11 protein-coding genes are annotated in these 13,364 nt (G+C 71.1%); 8 read left to right on the top strand and 3 right to left on the bottom strand.

Translation table 11 applies throughout. From position 1 onward, the window contains the following. Positions 1-2: 2 nt before the first annotated feature. The gene (locus BXA10_RS17550; protein ID WP_076471458.1) at positions 3-2,003 is read right to left on the bottom strand and encodes a beta-galactosidase; all 2,001 of its coding nucleotides are present in this window, start codon (positions 2,001-2,003) and stop codon (positions 3-5) included. A 270-nt stretch (positions 2,004-2,273) separates the two neighbouring features. On the opposite strand from BXA10_RS17550, the gene BXA10_RS17545 reads away from it, so the two are divergent. From BXA10_RS17545 to BXA10_RS17510, 8 genes are all read left to right on the top strand, one after another. Then, positions 2,274-3,602, top strand: a complete 1,329-nt coding sequence (locus BXA10_RS17545; RefSeq protein ID WP_076471457.1) for an ABC transporter substrate-binding protein — start codon at positions 2,274-2,276, stop codon at positions 3,600-3,602. 21 nt (positions 3,603-3,623) lie between these two features. Beyond that, a complete protein-coding gene (locus tag BXA10_RS17540; protein ID WP_076471456.1) occupies positions 3,624-4,580 on the top strand; it encodes a carbohydrate ABC transporter permease in 957 nt (318 codons plus the stop codon). Beyond that, positions 4,577-5,488 carry a carbohydrate ABC transporter permease gene (locus BXA10_RS17535; RefSeq protein WP_076471455.1) on the top strand — a complete coding sequence of 304 codons (912 nt, stop codon included), beginning with the start codon at positions 4,577-4,579 and terminating at the stop codon, positions 5,486-5,488. The genes BXA10_RS17540 and BXA10_RS17535 overlap by 4 nt, the downstream gene beginning before the upstream one ends. Beyond that, positions 5,485-7,626, top strand: coding sequence for an alpha-galactosidase (locus BXA10_RS17530; protein WP_076471454.1), 2,142 nt, complete (start codon positions 5,485-5,487; stop codon positions 7,624-7,626). Before BXA10_RS17535 ends, BXA10_RS17530 begins: the two co-directional genes overlap by 4 nt. A gap of 114 nt (positions 7,627-7,740) precedes the next feature. After that, positions 7,741-8,133, top strand: a complete 393-nt coding sequence (locus BXA10_RS17525; protein WP_245828296.1) for a YciI family protein — start codon at positions 7,741-7,743, stop codon at positions 8,131-8,133. Between the two features lie 3 nt (positions 8,134-8,136). Continuing rightward, entirely contained in the window at positions 8,137-9,408 is a 1,272-nt protein-coding gene (locus BXA10_RS17520) for an RNA polymerase sigma factor (protein ID WP_076471452.1), read from the top strand. A gap of 15 nt (positions 9,409-9,423) precedes the next feature. Next, positions 9,424-9,744 (top strand): DMT family transporter, encoded by a 321-nt coding sequence (locus BXA10_RS17515; protein ID WP_076471451.1) that lies wholly within the window; start codon positions 9,424-9,426, stop codon positions 9,742-9,744. A gap of 99 nt (positions 9,745-9,843) precedes the next feature. Beyond that, complete coding sequence (locus tag BXA10_RS17510) at positions 9,844-10,806, top strand: TIGR03557 family F420-dependent LLM class oxidoreductase (RefSeq protein WP_076471450.1); 963 nt, start codon at positions 9,844-9,846, stop codon at positions 10,804-10,806. 220 nt (positions 10,807-11,026) lie between these two features. Here BXA10_RS17510 and BXA10_RS17505 read toward each other — a convergent pair whose 3' ends face one another. Both BXA10_RS17505 and BXA10_RS17500 read right to left on the bottom strand, forming a co-directional pair. After that, entirely contained in the window at positions 11,027-11,824 is a 798-nt protein-coding gene (locus BXA10_RS17505) for an endonuclease/exonuclease/phosphatase family protein (protein WP_076471449.1), read from the bottom strand. A 3-nt stretch (positions 11,825-11,827) separates the two neighbouring features. Further along, positions 11,828-13,318, bottom strand: coding sequence for a phosphatase PAP2 family protein (locus BXA10_RS17500; protein WP_076471448.1), 1,491 nt, complete (start codon positions 13,316-13,318; stop codon positions 11,828-11,830). Between the last annotated feature and the right edge of the window lie 46 nt (positions 13,319-13,364).

Below are 13,364 nucleotides of genomic sequence, written 5' to 3'. Positions count from 1 at the left end.
GGTCAGGCCGTCGGCGCGGAGTCCTCGCGGACCACCGCGACCTCGCCTGCGGGCACCAGCAGCTCGCCGTCGCAGCGTTCGCCGGTCAGCAGGTCGACGCCGGCGGCGGCGACCCTTGCCGCGTCCTCGGTGTGATTGACGACGAACAGCCAGCTGCGCTCGCCGGCGCGGCGGCGGACCACCTCCACGCCGGCCGGCACCGCGGCGGCCGGCCGGACGCCGGACTCGGCCACCAGGCGGGCGACCAGCCGGTCGGTGGCCGGCTGCGCCAACCGGGTGCCGAGGTACCAGGCGGCGCCCGCGCCCACCGCGTGCCGGGTCACCGCGGCCACGCCGGGCAGCGGCCCGTCGGCGTACGAGGCGAGCACCTCGGCGCCCTCCGGGTGCAGCCACTCCGTCCACACGTCGGCCGTGGCCCCGTCGTCGAGCCGGACCTGGTCCCCCTCGCGGAGCGGGAAGAACTCCTCGGTCCGCACACCGAGCAGCTCGCGGAACGCGCCCGGGTAGCCGCCCAGCCGGATGTGGTCGTTCTCGTCGACGATGCCGCTGAAGTAGGTGATCAGCGCGGTGCCGCCGGACTCGACGAACCGGCGCAGCGCGGCGGTGTCGGCGTCCCGGGTCAGGTAGAGCGTGGGCACCAGGACCAGCCGGTAACGGTCCAGGTCGGCCGAGGGGTGCACGACGTCGACCGTGATCCCGGTGCGCCAGAGCGAGTCGTAGAGTGCGGTGATCCGGTCCAGGTACGTGACGTCGGCGCTGGGGTGTGAGTCGAGTTCGACGCCCCACCACGCTTCGTAGTCGAAGAGGATCGCCACCTGGGCGTCGACCCGGCTGCCCCGGATCTCGGCCAGCGCCTCGAGGTCGGCGCCGAGCCGGCAGACCTCACGGAAGACCTTGGTTTCCGGTCCGGCGTGCGGCACCAGCGCCGAGTGGAACTTCTCCGCGCCCGCCCGGGACGCCCGCCACTGGAAGAAGAGCACCCCGTCGGCGCCCCGGGCCACGTGCGCCAGGCTGTTGCGGCGCAGCTGGCCGGGGGTCTTGGCGACGTTGCGCGGTTGCCAGTTGACCGCGCTGGTGGAGTGCTCCATGAGTAGCCAGGGTTCGCCCCCGGCGACGCCGCGGGTGTGGTCGGCGGAGAACGCCAGCCCGACGTGCGCCCGCGGGTCTGCGGCGGTCAGGTAGTGGTCGTTGGCGACGAGGTCCACATCGCCGGCCCACGAGTGGTAGTCGAGGTACTTGATACCCGTACCGATCATGAAGTTCGTCGTCACGGGCTGGTGGACCAGCCCGCGCAGCACCTCGCGCTCGGCGCGCAGTTGTGCGCGCTGCTCGTCGGAGGAGAACCGCAGGAAGTCCAGTTGCTGGGTGGGATTGGCGAAGGTCGGCGCGCTGCGCGGCGGATTGATCTCGGCCCAGTCGCCGTACCGCTGGCTCCAGAAGGCGGTGCCCCAGGCGGCGTTGAGCCGCTCCAGGTCGCCGTAGCGCTCGCGCAGCCAGCCCCGGAACGCCTCGGCGCTGACGTCGCAGTAGCAGTGCACGTTGTGGCAGCCGAGCTCGTTGGACACGTGCCACATGACCACTGCCGGATGCTCGGCGTACCGGGTGGCGATCGCCTCCACCAGTGCGAGCGACCGCTCCCGGAAGATCGGCGAGCTCGGGCAGTACGCCTGCCGCCCGCCGGGCCAGAGGATCGTGCCGTCGGCCCGGCGAGGCAGCGTCTCCGGATGGTTCCGCGCCAGCCACGGAGGCGGGCTCGCGGTGGCGGTGGCCAGGTCGACGTCGACACCACCGGAGTGCAGCAGATCGAGCACCCGGTCCAGCCAGCCGAACTCGTACCGGCCGGGTGACGGTTCGAGCAGGGCCCAGGAGAAGATCCCGACCGAGACCAGGTTGACCCCGGCCCGGCGCATGAGCTGGACGTCCTCGGCCCAGGTCTCCTCCGGCCACTGCTCCGGGTTGTAGTCGCCGCCGTAGAGGATCCGATCGCCCTGCCATTGCCGCATGGCAGCAGAGCGTGCCCCTATCGATCCCTCAAGTCAACAGATTCCAACATAGAAAGGTTTCCAACGTTTACCTCATAACAGCCCAGTCACGACTAGGCCATCGATCCATTCCGGCCCTCTTGACACCGACGTCGGGACGGGTAGCTTGAGGCGCCACTGGGAGTTCGTGTTTAGCAATGTGGATTAACGGTGGATCCAGTGTGCGATCACGAGCACCCACCCCACCCCCGAATCTGGGCACAGCGCACCTCTTCATCCGCAGGAGGAACCATGTCCCGTCCCCGTACCCAGGCCGAGTATCTGGCCAGACTCGTACCGCCCTCCGTCGCCGGGCTCAACCGCCGTACGCTGCTGGCCGGTGCGGCCGGCGCGGGCGGCCTGCTCGGCACGGGACTGCTCGCCGGTTGCGGCGACTCCGACTCCGGCGGGTCCGGATCCAAGACGGTGTCGATGGGCTCGAACGCGTCCGACCCGACGCCGAAGGACGTGCTCGCCAAGGTGTCGGGCGCCTTCAAGACGTCCTCGGGCATCGAGGTCGCGATCAACACCGTCGACCACAACACGTTCCAGGAGAACATCAACAACTACCTGCAGGGCAAGCCGGACGACGTGTTCACCTGGTTCGCCGGCTACCGGATGCGGTTCTTCGCCGAGCGGGGACTGGCCGGTGACGTCTCCGACGTCTGGGGCAAGCTCTCCGGCTTCTCCGACGCCTTCAAGAAGGCCTCGACCGGCGACGACGGCAAGCAGTACTTCGTGCCGTTCTCGTACTACCCGTGGGCGGTCTTCTACCGCAAGTCGGTCTGGCAGCAGTACGGCTACCAGGTGCCCAAGAACCTGGACGAGTTCACCGCGCTGGCCAACCAGATGAAGAAGGACGGCCTCATCCCGATCGCCTTCGCCGACAAGGACGGCTGGCCGGCGATGGGCACGTTCGACATCCTGAACCTGCGGATCAACGGCTACCAGTTCCACGTCGACCTGATGGCCGGTAAGGAGGCGTGGACCTCCGACAAGGTGAAGAAGGTCTTCGACACCTGGGCCGGGTTGCTGCCGCTGCACCAGCCGGACGCGCTGGGCCGCACCTGGCAGGAGGCCGCCCAGTCGCTGCAGCAGAAGAAGAGCGGCATGTACCTGCTCGGCCTCTTCGTGGCGCAGCAGTTCAACGCCGACGAGCAGGCCGACATCGACTTCTTCACCTTCCCGGAGATCGATTCGGTGATCGGCGCCAAGGCGCTGGACGCCCCGATCGACGGCTACATGATGGCGCGCAAGCCGAAGTCCGAGGCCAACGCCAAGAAGCTGCTGGAGTACATCGGCGGCGTGGACGCGGCCAACATCTCCGTGCAGACCGACCCCGGCACCCTCGTCGCCAACACCGGCGCGGACACCAGCGGCTACAGCGCCCTGCAGAAGAAGGCGGCCGAGCTGGTGGGCTCGGCCACCGAGATCGCCCAGTTCCTCGACCGGGACACCCGGCCGGACTTCGCGTCCACGGTGATCATCCCGGCACTCCAGCAGTTCATCAAGGACCCGAAGGACGTCGGCGGGCTGCTGACCAGCATCGAGAACCAGAAGAAGTCGATCTTCACGAGCTGACGGCGAGAGGGGGAGGACATCATGTCCGACCTGCCCCTGATCCAAGCGGATCGCGCCGTGGAACCGCCGGCCGCGACCACCACGAGTGGTGGTCGCGGCCGGCGGCTGCGGCTCCTGTCCCGCACCGATCGCGTGGTGATCACGCTGATGGTGTCGGTCCCACTGCTGCTGGTCACCGCCCTGGTATGGCTGCCCGCGCTGGCCACCGTGGTGCTCTCGGGCACCGACTGGGACGGCATCGGCCCGCTGGCCGACATCGACTTCGTCGGCGGGCGCAACTACCGCGACGTCTTCACCATCTACCCACCGTTCGTGCCCGCGGTTCAGCACAACCTGCTCTGGCTCGCGGCGCTCTTCCTGGTGGCAACGCCGTTCGGCATGTTCCTGGCCGTACTGCTCGACAAGGAGCTGCGCGGCGGCCGCTTCTACCAGACGGCGCTCTACCTGCCGGTGGTGCTCTCGCTGGCGCTGATCGGCTTCGTCTGGCAGCTCATCTACTCCCGCGACCAGGGCCTGCTCAACGCGGTGCTCGGCACCGACGTCGACTGGTACGGCGACCCGGGGGTGAACATCTGGGCGGTCATGCTCGCCTCCGGCTGGCGGCACGTCGGCTACATCATGCTGCTCTACCTGGCCGGGCTGAAGGGCGTCGACCCGTCGCTGCGCGAGGCCGCGTCCGTCGACGGCGCCTCGGAGCCGAAGGCGTTCTTCCGGGTGATCTTCCCGGTGCTGCGCCCCATCAACATCATCGTGCTCGTCGTCACGGTGATCGAGTCGCTGCGCGCGTTCGACCTGGTGTGGGTCGTCAACAAGGGACGCAACGGGCTGGAGCTGCTCTCCGCCCTGGTGACCCAGAACGTGGTGGGCGAGGCGAGCCGGATCGGCTTCGGCTCGGCGCTGGCGACGATCATGCTGGTCGTGTCGCTGGTGTTCATCACCGTCTACCTGGTCACCGTGATGCGCGGGGAGGACCGATGACCACCAGCACCCTGACGCGGCAACCGGCCGCCGAGGACGCGCAGCCGCGACGGCGCCGGCCCACCCCGCAGCGGGTGGTGCTGCACATCTTCCTCATCGCGGTGGCGGTCGGCTGGCTGTTCCCGATCCTCTGGGCCGTGCTCACGTCGCTGCGGTCGTACGACTACACCGCCACCCACGGGTACGTCTCGTTCGGCGGCTGGACCATCGACAACTACGTGACCGCGTGGCAGACCGCCGAGTTCGGCAAGCACTTCCTCAACTCGGTCTACATCACCGTCCCGGCGGTGCTGCTGACGCTCTTCCTCGCCTCCTGCGTGGCCTTCGTCATCGCCCGGTTCAGCTGGAAGATCAACCTGGTGCTGCTCGGCCTCTTCACCGCGGCCAACCTGCTGCCCCAGCAGGCCCTGCTCATCCCGCTGTTCCGGCTCTTCACCGAGGTGCCGCTGCCCGAGTTCATGAGCGACTCGGAGCTGCTGTACGACAGCTACTGGGGCCTGATCCTGATCAACGTCGCCTTCCAGTGCGGCTTCTGCGTCTTCGTGCTCAGCAACTACATGAAGGCGCTGCCGCGCGACCTGTACGAAGCGGCGATGGTCGACGGGGCGAGCGTCTGGCGGCAGTACTGGCAGGTGACCATGCCACTGTGCCGACCGGCCCTGGCCGCGCTCGCCACGCTGGAGGTGACCTGGATCTACAACGAGTTCTTCTGGGCCACCGTGCTCATGCGCACCGGGGACAAGTTCCCCGTCACCAGCTCGCTGAACAACCTGCGCGGCGAGTTCTTCACCGACAACAACCTGGTCTCGGCCGGTAGCGTGCTGGTCGCGATCCCGACCTTGGTGATCTTCTTCCTGCTCCAGCGACACTTCGTCCGGGGCCTGACCTTGGGAGCCAGCAAAGGATGAGCGTTGTCCACCTGCGCCGCGCGCGGACCAGCCTGGTGCTCGACGCGCGCGGCCCGGGGCTGCCCCGGGTCGTCCACTGGGGCGGCGACACCGGCGACCTCGACGACCACGGACTGCGCCAGCTCGCCGACGCCACGGTGCCGCCGGTGGTGCCCAGCAGCTTCGACGTTCCGACGGTGCTCTCCCTGCTGCCGGAGGCGAGCGCCGGCTGGAGCGGCCGGCCGGCACTGGCCGGGCATCGCGACCGTGCCGACTGGTCCACCTCCTTCCAGCTGGACCGGCTGGACGTGGACGACCCGGCGGACCCGGGCGCTCCCGCGCGGGTCGGCGTCCACGCGTCCGACCCCGAAGCCGGCCTGTCGCTGACCATCGAGCTCACCCTGGACCCGACCGGCCTGGTGCTGCTGCGCCACCGGCTGCGCAACGACGGGGCGAGCCCGTACGAGCTGCGGGAGCTGACGCCGGTGCTGCCGGTACCCGCGGTCGCCACCGAACTGCTCGACCTGACCGGCCGGTGGTGCCGGGAACGGTCGCCGCAGCGGCACCCGTGGCCGATGGGCACCTGGGTACGGGAGGGCCGGCACGGGCGTACCGGCCACGACGCGACGTTGCTCCTGGTCGCCGGCACGGCCGGATTCGGCTTCGGCACCGGCGAGGTGTGGGCGGTGCACACGGCGTGGAGCGGCGACCACGTGACCTTCGCCGAGCGGAGCCCCACCGGCACGGCGACCCTCGGCGGCGGCGAGCTGCTCGCCCCGGGCGAGGTGGTGCTCGGCCCCGGTGACTCGTACGCCACTCCCCTGCTCTACGCGGTCTGGTCCGACGCGGGGCTGGACGGGCTCAGCGACACCCTGCACACCCACCTGCGGGCCCGGCCGCAGCATCCCCGTGCGCCGCGACCGGTCACCCTCAACGTCTGGGAGGCGGTCTACTTCGACCACGACCTGGCCCGCCTGCGCGCGCTCGCGGACCAGGCGGCCGAGGTCGGCGTCGAACGGTTCGTGCTGGACGACGGCTGGTTCCGGGGCCGGCGGGCGGACACCGCCGGGCTCGGCGACTGGTACGTCGACGAGGGTGTCTGGCCCGACGGCCTGCACCCGCTGATCGACCACGTCACCAAACTCGGCCTCCAGTTCGGCCTCTGGGTCGAGCCGGAGATGGTCAATCCGGACTCGGACCTGTTCCGCGCCCACCCCGAGTGGGTGCTCGCCGCCCCGGGGCGGCTGCCCCTGTCGTGGCGCAACCAGCAGGTGCTCGACCTGGCCCAGCCCGGGGCGTACGCGTATCTGCTGGACCGGCTGGACGCGCTGCTGACCGAGCATCCAGGGATCAGCTACCTGAAGTGGGACCACAACCGGGACCTCACCGAGGCGGGCCACCAGGGCCGGCCCGGTGTGCACGCGCAGACCGAGGCGGTCTACCGCCTCCTCGACGAGCTGCGCCGCCGCCACCGGAACGTGGAGATCGAGAGTTGCTCCTCCGGTGGCGCCCGGGTCGACCTGGAGATCCTCGCCCGCACCGACCGGGTCTGGGCGAGTGACTGCAACGACGCCCTGGAGCGGCTCGCCATCCAGCGCTGGACCGGGCTGCTGCTCCCGCCGGAGCTGATCGGCAGCCACATCGGCCCGGAGCGTTCGCACACCACCAACCGGGTGCACGATCTCGGCTTCCGGGCCACCACGGCGCTCTTCGGCCACCACGGCATCGAGTGGGACATCGCCTCGATCAGCCCGGTGCAGCGGAGGGAACTGGCCGCCTGGGTGGCGCTGCACAAGCGGCTGCGCCCGCTGCTGCACACCGGCCGTACGGTCCGGGTGGACCACCCCGACCCGGCCGTCTGGGCGCACGGCGTGGTGGCCCACGACGGTTCCCAGGCGGTGTACGCGGTCAGCCGGCTGGCCACCTCCGTGGCCCAGGTACCGGGCGCGGTCCGGCTGCCCGGCCTGGACCAGCGGCGCCGGTACACGGTGCGACCGGCGCAGGGGGTACCGGCGCCGGCGACGGTGCAGCGGGCCGAGCCGGGCTGGCTGCCGGACGGGGTGACGCTGACCGGGGCCGCGCTCGGCAACGTGGGCCTGCAACTGCCGGCCCTGCACCCCGAGCAGGCCCTGTTGCTGGAGGTCACCGCGGCCGGCTGATTTTGTTCGAAGATTTTCGGCCGGGCATGTCGAGACGGCGGGCCGCTGCTTCTACCTGAGGGTGAGAGCACCGAGAATGAGGTGCGCAGGCGTGAGGAGCCGACCGTGAAGTACATGTTGCTGATGCAGTTCAGTGCCGCCGGGACCGAGTTCCCCCCGATCGGGACGTGGACGCCGGAGGAGATCCGGGCGCACATCGCCTTCATGGGCGACGTCAACGCCAAGCTCACCGCGGACGGCGAATGGGTCCAGGGGGAAGGGCTCGGCGGCCCGGAGCAGGCTCGGATCGTCCGGGCCGGTGAGGGTGGCGTGCCGGTGGTGACCGAGGGCCCCTTCCCGGAGACGAAGGAGTTCCTCGCCGGCTGGTGGATCGTCGACTGTGCGACCCCGGAGCGGGCCGTGCAGATCGCCGCGCACATCTCCACCGCCCCCGGTCCGGGTGGCCGCCCGCTGAACATGCCGATCGAGGTGCACCCGGTGATGTCCGCCCCGCCGCAGGAGCTGTGACGGCTGGCCACCACCGACCGACGCACCGAGGACCTGCTGCGCGAGCTGGCGCCGCAGGTCCTCGGCGTGCTCGCCCGGCGTTTCGGCGACTTCGCCACCGCCGAGGACGCCGTCCAGGAGGCGCTGCTGGCCGCGGCGACACAGTGGCCGGAGGAGGGGATGCCGGCGAACCCACGTGGGTGGCTGATCCAGGTCGCGTACCGCCGGATGATCGAACTGGTTCGCGCGGAGGCCGCCCGGCGCAACCGTGAGGATCTGGTGGCGCGGCGGGAGCCGGACGACCGGCGGGCCGCCCCGGCGGCGGACGAACAGCTCTTCGGGGAGCGGGACGACACCCTGATCCTGCTCTTCCTCTGCTGCCACCCGGCGCTCTCCCCCGCCTCGGCCATCGCGCTGACCCTGCGCGCGGTCGGTGGCCTGAGCACCGCCGAGATCGCGCACGCCTTCCTGGTGCCCGAGGCCACGATGGCGCAGCGCATCAGCCGTGCCAAGCAGCGGATCCGCTCCTCCGGGCTGTCGTTCCGGATGCCCGACGAGGCCGACCGTGGTGACCGGCTGGCCGCCGTCCGGCACGTCCTCTATCTGATCTTCACCGAGGGACACACCAGCAGCGCCGGGCCCGACCTGCGCCGGGTGGACCTGTCGGTGGAGGCGATCCGGCTGACCCGGACGCTGCACGAGCAGCTGCCCGACGACAGCGAGACGACCGGGCTGCTGGCGCTGATGCTGCTCACCGAGGCGCGTAGCCCGGCCCGTACCGGCCCGTCCGGCGAACTGATCTCCCTGGCGGAGCAGGACCGCAGCCGGTGGGACACGTCGGCCGTCGCGGAGGGCGTCGCGCTTGTCACCCACGCGCTGCCCCGCGGCCCCGTCGGGCCTTACCAGCTCCAGGCCGCCATCGCGGCGCTGCACGACGAGGCGCCCTCGGCCGAGCAGACCGACTGGCCACAGATCCTCGCTCTCTACGAGGTCCTCGAGAGACAGTCCGGCAGCCCGGTGGTGGCGCTCAACCGCGCCGTGGCCACCGCCATGGTGCACGGGCCGCACGCCGGACTGGCCGCCCTCGCCGAACTCGCGGACGAACCCCGGCTGGCCGGGCACCATCGGGTGCACGCCGCCCGCGCCCACCTGTACGAGATGGCCGGTGACCGCGACCGCGCGGTGGCCGACTACCGGGCGGCGGCGGCCCGGACGAACAGCCTGCCCGAGCAGCGGTACCTGGCCATGCGTGCCGCCCGGTTGGCCGGTGCGCAGAGCTCATCGAACGACGAGTGACCGGGGGGGTACGACATGGCGTACGTCCTGCTGGGCATCGCGATCGCGGCCGAGGTGATGGCCACCAGCTTGCTCAAGGCCACCGCGGGGTTCACCCGGCTCTGGCCGACGCTGGCCTGTCTCGGCGGCTACGGGCTGGCGTTCGTGCTGCTGTCGCAGGCGGTGAAGCAGATCCCGGTCGGCGTCGCGTACGCCCTCTGGTCCGGGCTGGGGACCGCGACGATCGTGGCGATCGGCGCGGTCTTCCTCGGTGAGCCGGTCGGTGCGGTGAAGCTCGCCGGCATCGCGTTGATCATCGCGGGCGTGGTCATCGTGAACCTGAACGGCGCCCACTGACCCGGCTCCTCGACAAACCGCCCTGAACCGGACCTGAGGGTTGACCGCGCCCCGACGGGGTATTCGCCGAAGATCAGCCGGTGGGGAAGGAGACGCCACATGGTCAGCGTGGGTTACACCCTGTTGTGCGAACAGGCCGGGCCGAAGGAACTGGTCGACCATGCGGTACGGGCCGAGGCGGCCGGGTTCGACCATGTGGTCGTCTCCGACCACTACTACCCCTGGCTGGACTCGCAGGGCCACTCCCCGTACGCCTGGTCGGTGCTGGGCGCGGTCGCGCACGCCACCGACCGGGTCGACCTGATGTCGTTCGTGACCTGCCCGATCCGCCGCTACCACCCCGCCGTGGTGGCGCAGAAGGCCAGCACCGTCGGCCTGCTCTCCGACGGCCGGTTCACCCTCGGCCTCGGCGCGGGCGAGAACCTCAACGAACACGTGGTCGGCGGCTGGCCGCACGTGCAGCAGCGGCACGAGATGTTCGAGGAGGCGCTGCAGATCATCCGCCCGCTGCTCAACGGCGAGACGCTGACCTTCTCCGGCAACCACTTCGACGTGCCCGACGCGTACGTCTGGGACCGCCCGGACACCCCGGTGCCGATGGCGGTCGCCGCCTCCGGTCCGCAGTCGGCCAGCCTCGCCGCCGAGTACGGCGACGGCGTCATCGCCACCGAGCCCGATCCGCAGATCATCGCGCTGTACGAGGACGCGGGCGGTGGTGGCCGCAACCGCTACGGCCAGCTGGCGATCTGCTACGGCCCGGACGAGGCCGAGTGCCGCAAGATCGCGCACGACCAGTTCCGCTGGTTCGGGCTGGGTTGGCGGGTGATGCCCGACCTACCCGGTCCGGGGGCGTTCGCCGCTGCCACCCAGTTCGTCCGCGAGGAGGACGTGGCGCAGGGGATCACCTGCGGTCCGGACGTCGACCGGCACGTGGAGGCGTTCCGCGCCTTCGTCGAGGCCGGCTTCACCCACGTCGCGCTCGTCCAGGTGGGTGCCGAGCGCCAGCCGATGTTCCTCGACTGGGCCCAGGAGCAGCTGCTGCCGCGGCTGCGCGAGCTGTGAACCGAACGAGAACGAAGGAACCCGGATGCGCATCGGCAACGTGGAGATCCGCCCGCTCGGTGGCGGCCTCGGCTGCCTGCTGATGATCCTCTTCTCGGTGGTCGCCTCGGTGGTGCTCACCGTCCTGGTCAACCTGCTGCTCTGACCGGCGCACCGGCGTCTGCGGGGACCGCCGGGCCGGCGACGGCCGTTCGACCTGAGATGCCGGCCGGCGTACCGGTCAGGCCGGGTCCAGCGCCACGTCGGCCACCACCGGATAGTGATCCGACGCGTGTTCCGCGACGCCACCCCGCACCACCCGCACCTCCCGCACCCGAGCGGCGAACGCCGGGGAACCGAGCAGGTAGTCCAGTCGCATCCCGACGAACTCCGCCCCGCCGTGCCAGGTCGGTACGGTGAGCCCCGCGTCCGACCCACCGACCGCGGGTTGCAGGTCGACCAGGCCCGCGCCCAGCAGCACGGCCACCGCCCGGGTGTCCACCGTGCGCCTGTCGCGGCGCAGGTGCCGGCGGCGGTACTTCGGCTGGAGCCGGCTCAGCTGCTCACTGTGATCCGTCGCCGGGTCGAGCGCGTTCAGGTCGCCGCCGACCAGCGTCAACTCGCCCGGCGCCCGCCGGACGGCGCCCGCCAGCCAGTCCACCTCGACCCGCCGCCACCCGCCCGAGTACGGACTCAGGTGGGCACCGAGCACGGTGAGCGGCCCGGCTTCGGTGGCCAGCACCACCCGGGCCGCCGCATGGTGGAACGGCCGGCGCAGCGGGCCGGCGGCGAGCGTACGCAGCGGTGGGCGTACGAGCACGGCCACCGGCTGGCCGACGCAGCTTCCCGCCCGGTGCGGCCGCAGGCCCAGCCGGTCGGCGAACCCGGCGAGCACCTGGTCGTCGAAACCGCGCAGCTCCTGCAGGAGCAGCACGTCGGGGCGCTGCGCGTCGATCAGCTCGACGATCTCGTCCCGCCGATCGGTACCGTCGGCGTCCCGACCGCCGGTACGGATGTTCCAGGTCATCACGCGTAGCACGGCTCAGTCCACCCGGGCGGCCCGGGCCAGTTCGTCGTCAAGGGTGTGCACGTCTTCTCCCTCGATGCTCGGGCGGTTGCCCGCGTACACGTCGGCGTTGGGCCGCACGACCCAGTAGAGCAGGCCGATCCAGAGCGCGCTGAGCAGGATCGCGCCCATGAAGTCGGTGGGGTGGTGCATGCCCCGGTAGATCCGGGAGGCGGCCACTCCCAGCGGCATCGCCACGGCGAGCACCACGGTCAGCCACCGCCACCAGCGGTCGGTACGCGCCATGACCAGCACGGCGATCGCCGTGTACAGGCAGATCGTGGCGGCGATGTGACCGGACGGGAACGACGACGTGGGCATCGGCCCGTCCAGGTTCTCCACCGGCGGGCGGGGCCGGCCGACCGCGTGGGCGCTGGTGAGGAAGAGGCTCAGTTCGCCGAACATGGCCAGCGCCACGAAGAGCACGGGCCGCCACCGCCGCCACACCGCGAGCACCAGCGGGCAGAACACCAGCGAGACGAGCAGGATCGCGTGGGTGTCGCCGAACTTGCTCCACCACCAGCTCAGCTCGGTCAGGGCCGGGGTGTGCCGTTGCGCGAACCAGCGCGGCACCTCGGTGTCGAGGGTGGCCAGGAACGTCCCGCCGGCGTGGTAGCTGACGTACATCCCGAAGCCGTAGAGCACCCCGAAGACCAGCACCCACCCGACGAGCAGTTCGGCCACGGCGGAGCGTGGATGCTCCAGTACGTGTTCCTCGGCCGGCGCCGGCGCGATGTCGTGCCCCGCCTCCGGCTCCAGCCCCTCCGCCAGCGGGGGCGCGGGCCGGCCGCGCTCCCGCCGCCAGAGCCGGAAGGCGTACGCGGTGACGCCGAGCCAGGCGGCACCGAGCAGCCAACCGGCGAGCACGTCGGAGACGAAGTGCACGCCCAGCGCTATGCGGGTCAGCCCGATGAGGACCACCAGCGCGGCGACCAGGGCGATGGCCGGCCTACGCCAGCGGGGCGCCAGCGCCGGGAGGAAGACCAGCAGCAGTGCCCCGTACGCCACGAACGACCCCAGGGCGTGCCCGCTGGGGAAGCTGTTGCCGGGGGCGCTCGCGACCGGCACGTCGACGATCGGCCGGAGCCGGCCGACAAGCGTCTTCAGCGACGGGTCGAGGATCAGGCCGCCGACGCCGGTGACGATCAGGTAGACGGCCAGCCGGGGCTGGCGGCGGATGAGCAACCCGACCACGGCGATGGTGACGAGCCAGATCAGGACGGGCCGTCCACCGAGGTCGGTGGCCGCCTGGAGCACTGTCACGACGGGGCCGTGCGAGGCCACCAGGTCGTTGAACCACTCGGCGACCGCCCGGTCGGCGGTGTACAGCGGACTCCACCGGAACCGGACCAGCATGAGCAGCAGGCCGAACGCGGCACCGGCCCCGGCGATCGTCGCCAGCCCGGCGACGCTCCGCTCGGCGAAATGCCCGATCGGTCGCCGCAGTACCTCCCTGACCGCGGTCACCCCGCACCTCCCTCGATCACCCTGGCGAGGCGGCTTTACCCGATTC

It is taken from the genome of Micromonospora avicenniae (assembly GCF_900156065.1).
Lineage (GTDB): Bacteria > Actinomycetota > Actinomycetes > Mycobacteriales > Micromonosporaceae > Micromonospora > Micromonospora avicenniae.
Note: the sequence above shows the minus strand (reverse complement) of the source record. Positions and strands in the feature narration are given on the sequence as shown.